This window comes from Streptomyces sp. NPDC020780 (genome assembly GCF_044334475.1).
Classification (GTDB): domain Bacteria; phylum Actinomycetota; class Actinomycetes; order Streptomycetales; family Streptomycetaceae; genus Streptomyces.
The window spans coordinates 108,989-124,512 of record NZ_JBIRTB010000014.1; the positions used below are offsets into that span (position 1 = coordinate 108,989).

A 15,524-nucleotide genomic window follows, 5' to 3' on the forward strand; every position below is an offset into this window, starting at 1 on the left:
CGGACATGTTCCCCGTACGGATGAATACGGCTCATGGTCTCAGAGGGAAGCCTCTCAGATCACAGGTGGTCGGCCCAGTCTGGTCAGCCGCCATACCGTACGCCACCTCATGGGGCGCCGCGGTCCGCAGGGCTTGACCCAGCCCTCCCGGAACCCCCCGAACCAGGCCTTGAGCGCGGGCAGCGACGGCCTGCGCACCAGGGTGAGCAGCAGCCACACCCCGAGGTAGGCGGGGACCAGCGGTGCGGGGAGGTTCCTGCGGGCGAGCCAGACCCGGTTGCGGGCGACCATGCGGTGGTAGACCGCGTGGCGCGAGGGGGCGGTGGTGGGGTGGTTGAGCACCATGTCCGCGCGGTAGTCGATCATCCAGCCGGCGTCCAGGGCACGCCAGGCGAGGTCGGTCTCCTCGTGTGCGTAGAAGAAGCCCCCGGGCAGCGGACCGACCTCGGCGATCACCTGGGTGCGCACGGCGTTCGCGCCGCCGAGGAACGTCGTCACCCGGGACGAGCGCATCGGGTCGGAGGCGCGCAGCCGCGGCACGTGCCGGCGCTGGGTGGCCCCGGTGTCCGGGTCGGCGATGCGGAAGGTGATGATGCCGAGCTTCGGGTCCGCCTCGAACGCCTGCCGGCAGAGCTCGGCGGTGTCGGAGTTCGGCAGCAGACCGTCGTCGTCGAGGAAGAGCAGGGCGTCCACATCGGCGCCGGAGGGGCCGAAGGCCTCGATGCCGACGTTGCGGCCGCCCGGGATGCCCAGGTTCTCGGGCAGCTCCACCGTCCGGACGCCCGCCGGGACGTCGGGGACGGGGGCGCCGTTGCCGACGACGACGACCTCGATCCGGTCGCCGTCCTGCCCGGCGACCGAGTCGAGGAGGGCGCGCAGCTCGTCGGGGCGGTTGCCCATCGTGATGATGACCGCGCCGAGCTTCAGGGCGGGACTCACTTCAGCCTGCTGGACACCAGGATCGACACCAGGTGCAGGAGGGTCTGCAGCAGCGCGATGCCGGCCAGCACCGCGACCGCGAGACGGCTGAAGAAGAGGTCGTCCCTGACCGTGTCGAGTACGGCCACCACCAGGATGACCAGCGACGCCTCGATGCCGAGGATCAGCCGGTGGAACTTGAGCGCCCCGGCGGCCCGGCGGGCGAGCGCCATGCCGGAGGAGCGCGGCTCGGACGCCTCCTCCTTGACGGGGGGCAGCCCGCCCTGGTGGCGTGCGACGCCGACGAGGTCGGTCTCGGCCTTGATCAGGATGGCGCCCAGGGCGGCGAGTGTGCCCAGGAAGGCCCACAGCCAGTCGACGCGCCCCGGGCCCCACAGGTCGGCGGCACGCAGGCCGAAGCCGACCAGCACCGCCGCGTCGCAGAGGTAGGCGGCCACCCGGTCCAGGTAGACCCCGCCCAGCGAGAACTGCTTCTTCCACCGGGCCACCTCGCCGTCGACGCAGTCGAACAGCAGGTAGAGCTGGACCGCGAGCACGCCGAGCAGGGCGCCCGGGATGCCCGGGACCAGCAGGGCCGGAGCCGCGAGCACACCGGCGACGGTCATCACGTACGTCAGCTGGTTGGGCGTGACCTTCGTGGTCACCAGGCGCCGGGTGATGCGCAGCGAGATCTCGCGCATGTAGAGCCGGCCCGCCCAGTGCTCGCCGCTGCGCCGGTCCTTCACGCCCGGCGGGTGCACGACGGGACGGAGTTCAGCTATGGATGGCTTGTGCATAGTCGGCGTACGCGTCCCTGATCTGGTCGGTGGACAGGTTGAGGTGCTCCAGGATCGTGAAACGTCCCGGGCGCGTCTGCGGGGCGTACTCGACGGCCCTCACGAATTCTTCGGCGGTGAACCCGATCTCGTCGGAAAGGACCGGCAGCCCGTGCCGTCGCAGGACGGTGGCCATGCCGAGCGCGTCCGCGCGGGCGCCGCGCAGGTGCATGGCGAAGCAGGCGCCGAGCCCGACCTGTTCGCCGTGGCTGGCCGCGCGCTTCGGGTACAGCAGGTCGAAGGCGTGGTTGATCTCGTGGCATGCCCCGGAGGCCGGCCGCGAGTCCCCGGCGATCGACATGGAGATGCCGGTGAGGACGAGGCCCTCGGCGAGCACCTTGAGGAAGGCGTCGTCGCCGACCCCGCCGGGGTGGCGCAGCACCGCCTCCCCCGCCTGCCGGGCTATGGCCGCCGCGAGACCGTCGATGTCCTCGCCGCGCACCGCGTGGGCGAGTTCCCAGTCGGCGACGCAGGAGATGTTGGAGACCGCGTCCCCGATGCCCGAGCGCACGTACCGTGCGGGTGCCGCACGGATCACGTCGAGGTCGATGACGACGGCGATCGGGGTGGGGACCCCGTAGGAGCCCCGTCCGTTGTCGTTGTCCAGCGTGGCGACCGGGGAGCACAGGCCGTCGTGGGAGAGGTTCGTCGCGACGGCGACCAGGGGCATGCCCACGCGCGCCGCGGCGTACTTCGCCACGTCGATGATCTTGCCGCCGCCGAGGCCCACGAGGGCGTCGTACCGGTTGCCCTTGATGCCGTCGGCGAGGCGTACGGCGGAGTCGATCGTGCCGTCGGTGACGGGGTACCAGTCGGCGCCCGGCAGCACCGGGGCGAGCCGCTCGCGCAGGGCGCGCCCGGAACCCCCGCTGATCGCGATGGCGAGCTTGCCCGAGGCGGAGATCCGCTGGTCGGCGAGGAGGCCGGCCAGGTCGTCCATGGCCCCGCGCCGGATGTCGACGACGACGGGCGACGGGATGAGACGGGTCAGTACCGGCACGCGATCTCCCTGCCGCGGGCGAGGTCGTCGTGGTTGTCGATCTCGACCCAGGTCACCTCGCCGATGGGCGCCACGTCGACGGTGAAGCCCCGGTTCACGAGCTCCTGGTAGCCGTCCTCGTAGTAGAGGTCGGGGTCCCGCTCGAAGGTGGTCCTGAGCGCGTCGGCGAGTTCCTCGGCGGCCTCGGGCTCGATGAGCGTGACGCCGATGTACTCGCCGGTCGCGGTGGCCGGGTCCATCAGCTTGGTGATCCGCCGGACGCCCTTGCCTTCCTCGGTGATGACCTTCATCTCCTCGTCGGCGAGGTTCTTCACCGTGTCGAGGGCGAGGATGATCTTCTGACCCCTGCCTCGGGCGTCCAGGAGGGTCTTCTCGACGGAGACCGGGTGCACGGTGTCGCCGTTGGCGAGGATGACGCCCTGCTTCAGGACCTCACGCGCGCACCACAGGGAGTAGGCGTTGTTCCACTCCTCGGCCTTGTCGTTGTCGATGAGCGTCAGCGTCACGCCGTAGGTGGCCTCGAACTCGGCCTTGCGCGCGTAGACGGCCTCCTTGCGGTAGCCCACGACGACGGCGACCTCCTTGAGGCCGACCTCGGCGAAGTTCGCCAGCGTGAGGTCCAGGACCGTCTTCTCGCCGTCCACCGGCACCAGGGCCTTGGGCAGCGTGTCCGTGTAGGGACGCAGACGGCGTCCGGCACCGGCAGCCAGTACGAGGCCGATCATGCGAGTTCTCCTTCGTCGTGAACAGCGGGCGCCGAGGAGGACACCCAGAAGCGGATGGACTCCACGACCACCACGAGAGCCACGGCAGCCGCGAACGCGGTGAGCGCCGTGGTGAGGTCCGGGTTCCGGGCGAGTACGGCGGCGATCACGGCCACGACGAGCGTCCGGCCCTCGTGTCCGCCGATGACGCGCACCAGCCACCGGGGTGGCGCACCGGTGCCGCCCCGGATGCGGTAGACGGTGTCGTAGTGATGGTAGGCGACCGCAGAAACCAGGCCGAAAGCCGCAGGAACGGCGTGCGGGACCTCACTGCGGGCCGCCAGTACGAGGACCGTGCAGTACTCCGCGGCCCGGAAGAAGGGGGGGACGAGCCAGTCGAGTGCGCCCTTGAGCGGCCGGGAGACCGCGAGGCCGGCCAGCACGGCGTAGACGGCCGCCGCCCCCACGACGAGCCATCCGCCGTACGGGGCGAACAGCGCGGCGGCGACCATCACCAGGCCCGCCAGGAGCGCCGTGAGCGGGGCCGTGAAGCCGCCGCCCGGCCGGCGCACCACGGCGGCGACGGCCTCGGCGAGCGGACCCGAGTCGGCGAGGTCCGCGAGCGCCCGGGCCGCCCGGTCCGTGCGCCGCGCCTTGCGGGTGAGCGAGCGCAGCAGCCGGCCGGCCGTGGTGTAGCAGGCCGCCAGCGAGCAGCCGACGAGCAGGGCGTAGAAGACGACGCGCGGTGTGGTCACCGCGGTCAGTACGGCGATCATGGCCCACCGCTCACCGATGGGCAGCACTATCATCCGGCGCAGCCAGACGGTCCAGCCGACGCTGTCGAGCTTGTCCGACAACGCGGCGGTGGGGCTCGTGTTGGAGACGGCGTCGTGGTTGGCCTCGTTGAACGAGAAGTCGACGACGTGGCGGCAGGCCTGGAGCACCATCGCGCCGAGCGCGAGGACCCACACGTCATCCCCGCCGCGGGCCGCTCCCAGGGCGAGGCCCGCGTAGTACGCGTACTCCTTGGCCCGGTCGAAGGTGGCGTCCAGCCAGGCGCCCATCGTGGAGTACTGCAGGGAGTAGCGGGCGAGCTGCCCGTCGGTGCAGTCCAGGACGAAGGAGAGGAGCAGGAGCACGCCGGCCGCGACGTAGCCGCCGCGGGTGCCGGTCGCGGCGCTGCCGGCCGCGACGAGGGCGGTGACCAGGGAGGCGGTGGTGACCTGGTTGGGGGTGAGGCCCCTGCGGGCACACCAGCGGGCGATGTAGCGGGAGTACGGGCTGATGAAGTAGGTGGTGAAGAACCCGTCGTGGGCCTTCACGGCGCTGCGCAGCCGCACGGCCTCGTCGTCCACGGCGTCCATGGCGTCCCGTGCGGCGTTCCGGTCCGCCGGGTCGGTGGGGACCACGGCGGTGAGGGAGCCGAGCTCGGGGCGGTGCACGGCGGTGCCCTCCGCGTCCAGGGCCGCGGCGAGCCGGCCGGGCACCGTACGGTCATCGGCGGTGGACTCCGCGCCCTGCGGTGCGACGGGGCTTCCGGCTCCGACGGCGACGACGGTCCTGCGCAGGGCGCGCAGCAACGCGCCCCGGGCCTCGGGCTGCGCGGTGAGCGCGCCGGAGACGGTGGCGGCGGCGAAGCGGGGGTCGGTCAGTGCGAGCCTGAGGGCGTGGACGTGTCCGACGAACCGCGGGTCGACGAGTGCGACGCGCTGGTCGGCGGGGACCGCGGCGAGCAGTCCGGCGGCCTCGGTGGCATCGGCGGCGGCGGTCACGTCGAAGCCCAGCGACCGCAGATCGTCCTCGAGCGACGATCCGGGTACCGGCGCACCGGTGAGGATGGCGGTCGACAGACGAACTCACTCCTTGGGTGCTGACGGGAACGGCGCACGACAGCGGCGGTCCTGAGCGGACCGGCGGCAGATCGGCTGATTCTTCCGGGTGATCTCCGGCTGGAGGGCGGACGCGGTCCTGCGCGTGCGGTTCCCAAGGTGCCGGAAGGTCCTCATAGCACTGCTACCAGGGCATTTCGGCAACGCGGGAAGCGTGCGTGCCAGGGCGTGGCCGCCCGGTCGAAGGTCACCCGACAGGCCCAGAGGCTATCGGATGAACGGACGACCGAGTTCACCGCCCGTTCGTGCTCCGTTCGGGTCGGCCGTGCCGTCGTACGGCGACGTCCGCGATCATCATCGTCGATCGCCGCCTCGGGCGACAAACCGCGTCCGGTCAGCGCATAGGCTGCCCGGCATGACGTGGTTGATCACAGGCGGAGCGGGTTACATCGGGACACATGTGGCGAGGGCCATGGCGGGCGCCGGGGAGCGGGTCGTCGTGCTCGACGACCTGTCCACGGGCGTCGGGCAACGGCTGCCGGCCGAGATCCCGCTGGTCCGCGGCTCGGCCTCCGACCGCGACCGGGTCGACCGGGTGCTGGCCGAGCACGCCGTGACCGGTGTGGTGCACCTCGCGGCGAAGAAGCAGGTCGGCGAGTCCGTCGAGAAGCCGCTGCTCTACTACCGGGAGAACGTGGGCGGGCTCGGTGTCCTGCTGGAGGCCGTGGTCGCGGCCGGTGTGCGCCGGTTCGTCCTCTCCTCGTCGGCCGCGGTGTACGGCGTTCCGGACGTGGACCTGATCGACGAGGCGGTCCCGTGCGCGCCGATCAACCCCTACGGCGAGACGAAGCTGGCCGGGGAACTGCTGGTCCGGGCGGCGGGGCGGGCGTACGGGCTCTCCACGGCCTGCCTGCGCTACTTCAACGTGGCGGGGGCCGCCGAGCCGCGGCTCTCCGACACGGGCGTCCACAACGTCGTGCCGATGTTCTTCGACCGGCTGACGCGCGGCGAGGCGCCCCGTATCTTCGGTGCCGACTACCCGACACCGGACGGGACCTGCGTCCGCGACTACATCCATGTCGCCGACCTCGCGGACGCGCATCTCGCGGTGGCCCGAGCCCTCACGGAACGGCCGGTGGGCGGGGACCTCACCGTGAACGTCGGCCGGGGCGAGGGGGTCTCCGTACGCGAGCTGGCCGGCCTGGTGGGCGAGGTCACCGGTCTGCCCGCGGAGCCGGTGATCGAACCGCGCCGGCCCGGGGACGCGCCGCGGGCCGTCGCGTCGGCCGCCCGGCTGACCGCGGAGCTGGGCTGGAGCGCCCGGCTGGGGGTACGGGAGATGGTCGAGTCGGCCTGGGAGGGCTGGTGCCTGCAGCACCCGCAGGCGCGCGCCCGCTGAGCGGCGAGCTCCTCGCACGGGCCGTGACCTGCTTACGTTTCCGCAGGTCAGGGCAGATGACAACGGTGTTCAGTGCCGTGTTGCCCGGTACCCCCCTCCCGTAGTTCACTGGCACGGTCGGGCGGTCGGCGCCCGGCGCACTGCGACGGCGTTGCGGAGGCGTTCCCATGGGGGCTGGCCACGATCACGGGCACACGCACGGAGGACCGCCCCCGACGGGGACGGCCGCCGCCGCGTACCGGGGCCGGCTCCGGGTCGCCCTCGGCATCACGCTCGGCGTCATGGTCATGGAGATCACCGGCGGACTGCTCGCCGACTCCCTGGCCCTGATCGCGGACGCGGCCCATATGGCGACGGACGCGCTGGGCCTGGGCATGGCACTGCTCGCCATCCATTTCGCCAACCGGCCCGCGGGCCCCAACCGCACCTTCGGTTTCGCCCGCGCGGAGATCCTCGCGGCCCTGGCCAACTGCCTCCTGCTCCTCGGCGTCGGCGGCTACCTGGTCTTCGAAGCCGTGGACCGTTTCGTCACCCCGGCCGAGACCAGGGGCGGCCTGGCCCTCGTGTTCGCCGCGGTGGGGCTCGTGGCCAACGTCGTCTCCCTGTCCCTGCTGATGCGCGGGCAGCGCGACAGCCTCAACGTGCGGGGCGCCTACCTCGAGGTCGTGGCGGACACGCTCGGCTCGGTGACGGTGCTCGTGGCCGCGGGCGTCATCATGGCCACGGGCTGGCAGGCCGCCGATCCGATCGCCTCGCTCCTCATCGGCCTCATGATCGTCCCCCGTACGGTGAAGCTCCTGCGGGAGACACTCGACGTCCTCCTGGAGGCGGCGCCCAAGGGCGTCGACATGGACGAGGTGCGCGCCCACATCACCGCCCTGCCCGGCGTGCTGGACGTCCACGACCTGCACGCCTGGACGATCACCTCGGGGATGCCGGTGCTGTCCGCGCACGTGGTCGTGCAGCAGGAGATGCTCGACTCGATCGGGCACGAGAAGCTCCTGCATGAGCTGCAGGGCTGCCTGGGCGACCACTTCGACGTCGAGCACTGCACCTTCCAGCTGGAGCCGAGCGGGCACGCGGCGCACGAGGCCAGGCTCTGCCACTGACCCGGCGGCCGGCCTGGTGCTAGGGTCGTCGCCGTACGGAGGGGTCTGCCGGCCGTACGTCCGAGTCCGGAGCCGAACCCGTGGAAACAGAGGAGCTGAGGTTGATGACGGTCGCGACAGCCGCTGCCCGGCGCAGCAATCGGTCCTTCCTCGTTCTCCGGGTTCCCGGCTAGCCACTCGGCCGCTCTCGCGCCGCCGCGTCGGCCGGGGCCCTCTCATCCAAGGGTTCCCACGTTGACCGACCACATGATCGACGCGTTCTTCGCACTGCACCACGCTCTGCCCAGGCAGAGCCCGGGCTCCGACGCCACCACGCGGCGGTTGCTCGCTCTCGCCGGTCCTCAGCCCGCCCGTCCGCGCGTCCTCGACCTGGGCTGCGGCCCGGGCCGGGCCGCCCTGCTGCTCGCGGCCGAGGCGGGCGCCGAGGTGACGGCGGTGGATCTGCACCAGCCGTTCCTCGACGAGCTGCGCGAGGCCGCCGAGGCCCGCGGGCTCGGCGACCGGATCCGTACCGTCAGGGCGGACATGGCCGATCTCACCGGTCCCCTGTTCGCCGACTCCTCCTTCGACCTGGTCTGGGCCGAGGGTTCGGCGTACATCATCGGCTTCGACACCGCGCTGCGTGACTGGCGGCGGCTCCTGGCTCCCGGTGGTTCCATGGTGATCACCGACTGCGTCTGGACCACCGATGCCCCGTCGGACGGGGCCCGCTCCTTCTGGGAGCGGCACGCCGCGCTGCGTCCCGTCGCGGACAACACCGCCGCCGCCGTGGCCGCCGGCTACGACGTGCGGGGGGTTCTGGTCCAGCCCGACAGTGACTGGGACGAGTACTACGTCCCGCTCTCCGAACGGGTCGCGGCGGCCGACCCGGCGGCCCCCGGCATGGCGGCGGCTCTCGCGGCCACGCGTGAGGAGCTCGCGGTGCGCCGCGAGCACGGCGCGGAGTACGGCTACGCGGGCTACGTGCTGCGGCCCTCCGGTTCCGGGCGGGGCATCCGTCCGGAGACGGCCGCGGACACGGTCCGGCAGACGGAGCGGAAGGAGAAGAAGGAAGCGGGGCCGGCGCCCAGCTGATCGGCTGCGGGCCCGGCGCGGCGACGACCGCGCCGGGCCCGGACGGTTCCCTTCCGGTCCTGGCGGGCATGATCACGGCGCCGGCGGCCTTCGGAGTCCCGCGCGGTGTCCGCCCCGCCGCCCCAGGGGTGCGGCGGGGCGGACATGCCAGCACCCGCAGTGCGGACAAGCGGCTTCTGTACGGCAGACTTGACCGCACTCGAGGGGTCCGGCGCACGAGGCCGGGAACCAAAGCGAAGGATGGGTATGCCGACCACACCAGCCACCGCGGCGCACAGCTCGTCGAACGGCACAGCAGACGCGATCATGCTCGAACTGGTCGACGAGAACGGCACCACCGTCGGTACCGCGGAGAAGCTCGCTGCCCACCAGGCCCCCGGTCAGCTGCACCGGGCCTTCTCCGTCTTCCTCTTCGACGAGCAGGGGCGGCTGCTGCTGCAGCGCCGCGCCCTGGGCAAGTACCACTCCCCCGGTGTCTGGTCGAACACCTGCTGCGGCCATCCGTACCCGGGTGAGGCGCCCTTCGCGGCGGCGGCCCGGCGTACGTACGAGGAGCTGGGGATCTCACCCTCGCTGCTCGCCGAGGCCGGGACCGTCCGGTACAACCACCCCGACCCGGTGTCGGGCCTGGTGGAGCAGGAGTTCAACCACCTGTTCGTCGGGGTGGCCCAGGCGCGGCTGCGGCCGGACCCGGAGGAGGTCGAGGAGACGGCCTTCGTGACCGCCGACGAGCTGGCCGCGCGTCATGCGGCCGCGCCGTTCTCGGCGTGGTTCATGACGGTGCTGGACGCGGCCCGGCCGGCGATCAGGGAGCTGACGGGACCGTCCGCTGGCTGGTGAGGCCGTGCGGGGGCGCGGCGCCCGGGTGGTCAGAGCTGTGTCGTGAGGGGCAGCGCCGCCCAGATGATCTTGCCGCCGCCGGTCGTGTACTCCACGTCGCAGGTGCCGCCCGCCTCGGCGGTGATCTCCCGTACGAGCAGCAGTCCCCGGCCGCCCGTCTGCCCGTGGTCCGCGACCAGGGCCGTGGGGCGGTAGGGGTGGTTGTCCTCGACGCAGACCCTGATCCACTCCGCCCCGACGGCCACCTCCACGGCGAGCTCGGGCGAGAGCAGCGCCGCGTGCCTGACCGCGTTGGTGACCAGTTCGGACACGATGAGCAGCAGGCCGTGGAGGATGGCGTCGTCGACGGGGACGGCCTGCCGGTGCAGCAGGTCGCGCACCGCGTGCCGGGCCTGCGGCACCGAGGCGTCGACGGCGGGGGCGGCGAACCGCCACACGCCCTCGTACGGCACGGAACGGGCCGGAACACTCCCGCGGCTCTCCATGGACCGGCACCCGCTCTCGACTCGCACCTCACTGACTACCGGGTAACGAGTGTCGGGAACAGCGTGGTGCGCACCTCGCCGTTGACCGCAAGTGGCCACGGATAGAAGGAAAATGACCGCTTGGGTACGAAGGCGTCGGGTGACCGGACTACTTCTCGTCCTCTTCGGGCGTCACCCGCTCCTCCACCAGGCTGACGATACGACGCCCGCCGACCCCGACGGCGATCAGTCCGAGCCCGTCGAAGAGCAGGGCCAGCGAGAAGAAGCAGCCGAGCACGTAGAGGCTGCTGTGCGGCCAGTCGAACAGCACCAGCAGTCCCAGCAGCAGCCCGAAGGCCCCTTGCAGCAGTGTCCAGCCGAACTGCGGGCCGCGTACGACCACGCTTCCGACCAGCCGGAACACCCCACCGGTGAGGAAGAGCAGCGCGGCGAACATCGTCAGGGCCTCGGCCGTGCCGCCCGGGTGGCGGATGACAACGACCCCGGCGGCGATGTTCAGCGCGGCGACCACCACGCCCAGCCAGAAGTACGGGGTGCCGCGCGCCTCGATCGCGTGGAGGAGACCGACGAGCCCGCCGATCAGGAGCAGCCAGCCGAAGAGGATCATCGAGGTGAGGGTGGCGACGCCGGTGTAGACGAGGCCGACGAGCCCGGCGACGACCAGCAGGACGCCGAGCAGGGTCAGCCCGACGAAACTGCGGTGGAGCTTCCTGCGCTCGGTCGTGGGTCCGGCCATCGACAGCTCCTCACGGTGTGCGCCCGCTTCGCGACCCCTCCTTGATCATAGGTTTGGACCCTGCGGATAGCATCCGGCGCATGGACCCCCAGGGACAGCCGCGGCTGGAGCACATCGTCGTGGACGGCGTCGCCACCGTGGTCATCAGCAACCCCGCCAAGCGCAACGCGATGACCGCCGGCATGTGGCAGGCGCTGCCCCGCCTCCTGGACCGGCTGGCCGCGGACAGCTCGGTGCGGGTGCTCGTCCTCACCGGCGCAGGGGACACGTTCTGCGCCGGCGCGGACATCTCCTCGCTCCGGGACCCCGGCGGCCGGCCGCAGGAACTCGCCGTCCGGGCCGAGGAGGCCCTGGCGGCGTTCGCCCGGCCGACCCTCGCCGCGGTGCGCGGGTACTGCGTCGGCGGCGGCAGCCAGCTGGCAGCGGCCTGCGACCTCCGTTTCGCGGAGGAGGGCGCCTCCTTCGGGGTCACCCCGGCCAAGCTGGGCATCGTCTACCCCTCCTCGTCCACCCGGCGGCTCGTCTCGCTGGTCGGGCCGGCCACGGCGAAGTACCTGCTCTTCTCCGGGGAGCTGATCGGGACGGAGCGCGCCCTGCGCACCGGCCTGGTGGACGAGGTGCTGCCGGTGGGCGGACTCGACGACCGTGTACGGGCGTTCGCGCGGCTCCTCGCCTCGCGCTCGCAGCTGACGCAGGCCGCGGCGAAGGAGTTCGCCGACGGCCGCAAGGACCGGGACGGCCACTGGTCGGCGCAGGCCCGCGGGAGCGGCGACACCGCGGAGGGCGTCGCCGCCTTCCTGGAGCGCCGGGCGCCCCGTTTCACCTGGGGCGCGGAACCCTCGGTCGGCCCCGGGCCAGCCGGCGTACCGACCAGTCGGTAACGTGCGGGCATGAGCACTCTCCCGCCGCGCGCCGGCCGTCGCTGCCACAACGCCCTCAACCCGCTGCACTCTTCCGTCTACTTCTCCCCCGATCTGGCCGAGGAGCTCGCACGGCTCGGCGTCCAGGACCCGCGCGCCGCCTACTTCGCCGCACGCGGCGCCGCGCTGGGCGCCGTCGGCCCCGGAACGGTCTCGGCCGCCTTCTACAACTTCAACCACGAGCTGGTCGCCCGCCATCTGCCCGGCGTGTGGGCGGTCGCCTCGCCCGCGGCGGTACTCGACGCGCGGCTCCGGGCCGCCGACTCGACACTGCGCCGGGTGCTCGGCGAGGAGATCATCGCCTCCGCCGAGCTGGCGGAGGCGGCGGAACTGGCCTTGCGCGCCACGGAGGCGTGCACGAGGCACGCCCGCCCGCTGTACGCCGCCCACGCCGACCTGCCGGTGCCGGAGCAGCCGCACCTGGCGTACTGGCACGCGGCCACGCTGCTGCGCGAACACCGCGGCGACGCCCATCTCGCCGCCCTGCTCACCGCGGACCTCGACCCGCTGGAGGCCCTGGTCAGCCACACCGCGACAGGCAAGGGCATGTCGCCCCGCTGGGTCCTCGCCACCCGCGGGTGGCGGCGCGAGGACTGGGACGCCGCCGTGGAGCGACTGCGCGGGCGCGGTCTGCTGGACGCCGAGAGGGAGCTGACGGAGGCGGGGACCGCGCTGCGGGCGGACCTGGAGGAGGCGACGGACCGGATGGACGCGGCACCGTACGAGCATCTGGGCGCGGACGGGGTGGCCCGGCTCACGGAGCTGGGACGCGGGTTCCTGTTCGCGGCGGCCTCGGCCGGCGCGTACCCGGAGGACCTGGTCGGCAAGGGCTGAGCGCGGGGATGTTTAGGCCGCCCGGTACGGAGTACGCGACACGCAACAGCCCTCGGGCACACCCCGACGAAGGAGGCACACCGTGTTCCGTGCTATCGCCCACGCGCTGAGCAGCGTCGGTTCCGCCGTGGCCACCGTGGTGACCCTGCCCTTCAGGCTCCTGGCAAGCCTGTTCGGCGGCGCGTCGCGCGGCGGCAGGACCCGGCGCGCGTAGCGGAGGACCCGGAAGGGCCGTGTCGGTGGAGGTCACGCGACACGGCCCCCGGCCACCCGGCACAATGCAGGCGAAGGGGACCACCTCGGAGGTGTTCCCCAGTGGCACAGCCAGCAGAGCCAGTACGAGAAGGCGAGTCGGGAAAACCGTGACGACGTCCATCGAAGGCAGGATCGCCGAGGAACTCGGCGTACGCGAGCGTCAGGTGAGGGCGGCCGTCGAGCTGCTCGACGGCGGGTCGACCGTGCCGTTCATCGCGCGCTACCGCAAGGAAGCGACCGAGATGCTCGACGACGCGCAGCTGCGCACGCTCGAGGAACGGCTGCGGTACCTGCGGGAGCTCGAGGACCGCCGTACGGCGGTCCTCGAGTCCGTACGCGAGCAGGGCAAGCTCGACGCGGCACTGGAGGCGCAGATCCGGGCGGCCGACACCAAGGCACGGCTCGAGGACATCTATCTGCCCTTCAAGCCCAAACGCCGGACGAAGGCGCAGATCGCACGCGAGGCGGGGATCGAACCGCTCGCCGACCGGCTGCTGGACGACCCGTCCACCGATCCGCTCGCCGCGGCGGGCGCGTTCGTCGACGAAGCCCGGGGGGTGGCCGACGCGGCGGCGGCGCTGGACGGTGCGCGCGCCATCCTGACCGAGCGCTTCTCGGAGGACGCCGACCTCACCGGTGAGCTGCGTGAACGCATGTGGTCGCGCGGCCGGGTCGTCGCCCGGGTGCGGGAGGGCAAGGAGGAGGCGGGCGCCAAGTTCGCCGACTACTTCGACTTCAGCGAACCGTTCACCGCCCTTCCCTCCCACCGTGTGCTGGCGATGCTCCGGGGCGAGAAGGAGGACGTCCTCGATCTGGTCCTGGAGCCCGAGGACCCGGCGGACGCCGACCGGCCGGGGCCGTCGGCGTACGAGAACATGATCGCCCGGCGCTTCGGCGTCGCGGACCGCGGGCGGCCCGGTGACGCGTGGCTGGGCGACACGGTGCGCTGGGCCTGGCGGACCAGGATCCTCGTGCGCCTGGGGATCGACCTGCGGCTGCGGCTGCGCACCGCGGCGGAGGACGAGGCCGTACGCGTCTTCGCGTCGAACCTGCGTGATCTGCTGCTGGCCGCCCCCGCGGGGACGCGGGCGACGCTGGGGCTCGACCCCGGCTTCCGTACCGGTGTGAAGGTGGCCGTCGTGGACGCGACCGGCAAGGTCGTCGCGACGGACGTCATCCACCCGCACGTCCCGGCGAACAAGTGGGACCAGTCGCTGGCGACGCTGGAGCGGCTCGCTCGGGAGCACCACGTCGACCTGATCGCGATCGGTAACGGCACGGCCTCCCGCGAGACGGACAAGCTCGCCGGTGAACTGTGCGAGAGACACCCGGAGCTGAAGCTCACCAAGGTGATGGTGTCGGAGGCCGGCGCGTCCGTGTACTCGGCGTCGGCCTTCGCCTCGCAGGAACTCCCCGACATGGACGTCTCGTTGCGGGGCGCCGTGTCGATCGCACGGCGGCTGCAGGACCCGCTGGCCGAGCTCGTGAAGATCGACCCGAAGTCGATCGGCGTCGGCCAGTACCAGCACGACCTGTCGGAGGTGAAGCTGTCGCGGTCGCTGGACGCAGTGGTCGAGGACTGCGTCAACGGCGTCGGGGTCGACGTCAACACCGCCTCGGCCCCGCTGCTCTCGCGGGTGTCGGGCATCGGTGCGGGGCTGGCGGAGAACATCGTGGCGCACCGGGACGCGCACGGCCCGTTCCGCTCCCGCCGGGCACTGAAGGAGGTGGCGCGCCTGGGCCCGAAGGCGTACGAGCAGTGTGCCGGCTTCCTCCGGATCCGGGAGGGTGAGGACCCGCTGGACGCGTCGAGCGTGCACCCCGAGGCCTACCCGGTGGTGCGGACGATGGTGAAGCGGACGGGTGGCGACGTCGCGGCACTGATCGGCAACACCGGTGTCCTGCGGTCACTTCGGCCCGACGACTTCGTGGACGAGAAGTTCGGCCTGCCGACGGTCACGGACATCCTGCGGGAGCTGGAGAAGCCGGGCCGCGACCCGCGGCCCGCCTTCCGGACGGCCACGTTCAGGGAGGGTGTCGAGAAGATCGGCGACCTGGCTCCCGAGATGGTGCTCGAAGGGGTCGTCACGAACGTCGCCGCCTTCGGCGCCTTCGTGGACATCGGCGTCCACCAGGACGGCCTGGTGCACGTGTCGGCCATGTCGCGGACGTTCGTCAAGGACCCGCGGGACGTCGTGAAGCCGGGCGACGTCGTGAAGGTCAAGGTCATGGAGGTCGACATCCCGCGCAAGCGCATCTCGCTGACGCTGCGGCTGGACGACGAGGCGGGGGCCTCCCGGGGCGCCGGCCAGGGGCCCCGTCCCGAGAAGGCCGGGCAGAGCGGCGGCGAGCGTCCGCCGCGCCAGCGGCAGGGGCGGAGCGGCGGCCAGGGGGCCCGTCAGGGCGGCGGCCAGGGCGGCGACCGGCGCGGCGGCGGTGGTCAGGGAAGCGCTCCGCGTCCGGCGGCCGCGCCGGCCAACAGCGCGATGGCGGACGCGTTGCGGCGGGCCGGGCTGGGGGGATCCGAGCCGGGCGGCCGCAAGCGCTAGGGCGTGTGTCGAAAGTAGCGCCGTCTGCCCGAAGGG

The 15,524-nt window shown here is 72.5% G+C and carries 14 protein-coding genes and 1 pseudogene; 8 read left to right on the forward strand and 7 right to left on the reverse strand.

Features of this window, described 5'->3' with window-relative positions; genetic code table 11:
- Positions 1-54: 54 nt before the first annotated feature.
- From ACH4VO_RS25325 to ACH4VO_RS25345, 5 genes are read right to left on the reverse strand one after another with little or no spacing between them, the layout of a single operon-like run.
- Positions 55-927, reverse strand: a complete 873-nt coding sequence (locus ACH4VO_RS25325) for a glycosyltransferase (RefSeq protein WP_360998212.1) — start codon at positions 925-927, stop codon at positions 55-57.
- 8 nt (positions 928-935) lie between these two features.
- Positions 936-1,715 (reverse strand): CDP-alcohol phosphatidyltransferase family protein, encoded by a 780-nt coding sequence (locus ACH4VO_RS25330; protein WP_360998187.1) that lies wholly within the window; start codon positions 1,713-1,715, stop codon positions 936-938.
- Positions 1,693-2,754 (reverse strand): iron-containing alcohol dehydrogenase family protein, encoded by a 1,062-nt coding sequence (locus ACH4VO_RS25335; RefSeq protein ID WP_360998189.1) that lies wholly within the window; start codon positions 2,752-2,754, stop codon positions 1,693-1,695. The genes ACH4VO_RS25330 and ACH4VO_RS25335 overlap by 23 nt, the downstream gene beginning before the upstream one ends.
- Positions 2,742-3,479, reverse strand: coding sequence for a phosphocholine cytidylyltransferase family protein (locus tag ACH4VO_RS25340; protein ID WP_360998191.1), 738 nt, complete (start codon positions 3,477-3,479; stop codon positions 2,742-2,744). The genes ACH4VO_RS25335 and ACH4VO_RS25340 overlap by 13 nt, the downstream gene beginning before the upstream one ends.
- Complete coding sequence (locus tag ACH4VO_RS25345; RefSeq protein ID WP_360998193.1) at positions 3,476-5,230, reverse strand: DUF5941 domain-containing protein; 1,755 nt, start codon at positions 5,228-5,230, stop codon at positions 3,476-3,478. Before ACH4VO_RS25345 ends, ACH4VO_RS25340 begins: the two co-directional genes overlap by 4 nt.
- A 472-nt stretch (positions 5,231-5,702) precedes the next feature.
- Between ACH4VO_RS25345 and galE the strand changes: the two genes are divergently transcribed.
- From galE to idi, 4 genes and pseudogenes are all read left to right on the forward strand, one after another.
- A complete protein-coding gene (gene galE / locus ACH4VO_RS25350; protein ID WP_360998195.1) occupies positions 5,703-6,686 on the forward strand; it encodes a UDP-glucose 4-epimerase GalE in 984 nt (327 codons plus the stop codon).
- Between the two features lie 167 nt (positions 6,687-6,853).
- The gene (locus tag ACH4VO_RS25355) at positions 6,854-7,795 is read left to right on the forward strand and encodes a cation diffusion facilitator family transporter (RefSeq protein ID WP_360998197.1); all 942 of its coding nucleotides are present in this window, start codon (positions 6,854-6,856) and stop codon (positions 7,793-7,795) included.
- Positions 7,796-8,041: 246 nt separating this feature from the next.
- Positions 8,042-8,812: pseudogene (locus ACH4VO_RS25360) on the forward strand (SAM-dependent methyltransferase); the annotation flags it as partial.
- A 303-nt stretch (positions 8,813-9,115) separates the two neighbouring features.
- Entirely contained in the window at positions 9,116-9,709 is a 594-nt protein-coding gene (gene idi / locus ACH4VO_RS25365; RefSeq protein ID WP_360998199.1) for an isopentenyl-diphosphate Delta-isomerase, read from the forward strand.
- A gap of 29 nt (positions 9,710-9,738) precedes the next feature.
- Here the strand turns inward: idi and ACH4VO_RS25370 are convergent, their stop codons facing one another.
- Both ACH4VO_RS25370 and ACH4VO_RS25375 read right to left on the reverse strand, forming a co-directional pair.
- The gene (locus ACH4VO_RS25370; protein ID WP_360998201.1) at positions 9,739-10,194 is read right to left on the reverse strand and encodes an ATP-binding protein; all 456 of its coding nucleotides are present in this window, start codon (positions 10,192-10,194) and stop codon (positions 9,739-9,741) included.
- A 148-nt stretch (positions 10,195-10,342) separates the two neighbouring features.
- Positions 10,343-10,930: a DUF308 domain-containing protein gene (locus ACH4VO_RS25375; RefSeq protein WP_360998203.1), complete on the reverse strand. Its 588-nt coding sequence runs from the start codon at positions 10,928-10,930 to the stop codon at positions 10,343-10,345.
- Between the two features lie 80 nt (positions 10,931-11,010).
- Between ACH4VO_RS25375 and ACH4VO_RS25380 the strand changes: the two genes are divergently transcribed.
- From ACH4VO_RS25380 to ACH4VO_RS25395, 4 genes are all read left to right on the forward strand, one after another.
- On the forward strand, positions 11,011-11,811 hold the full coding sequence (locus tag ACH4VO_RS25380) for an enoyl-CoA hydratase/isomerase family protein (RefSeq protein WP_360998205.1): 801 nt from the start codon (positions 11,011-11,013) through the stop codon (positions 11,809-11,811).
- 9 nt (positions 11,812-11,820) lie between these two features.
- Positions 11,821-12,684, forward strand: a complete 864-nt coding sequence (locus ACH4VO_RS25385; protein WP_360998207.1) for a hypothetical protein — start codon at positions 11,821-11,823, stop codon at positions 12,682-12,684.
- 82 nt (positions 12,685-12,766) lie between these two features.
- Positions 12,767-12,898: an LPFR motif small protein gene (locus tag ACH4VO_RS25390; RefSeq protein ID WP_360998209.1), complete on the forward strand. Its 132-nt coding sequence runs from the start codon at positions 12,767-12,769 to the stop codon at positions 12,896-12,898.
- 148 nt (positions 12,899-13,046) lie between these two features.
- Positions 13,047-15,488, forward strand: coding sequence for a Tex family protein (locus tag ACH4VO_RS25395; RefSeq protein WP_360998210.1), 2,442 nt, complete (start codon positions 13,047-13,049; stop codon positions 15,486-15,488).
- Positions 15,489-15,524: the final 36 nt, after the last annotated feature.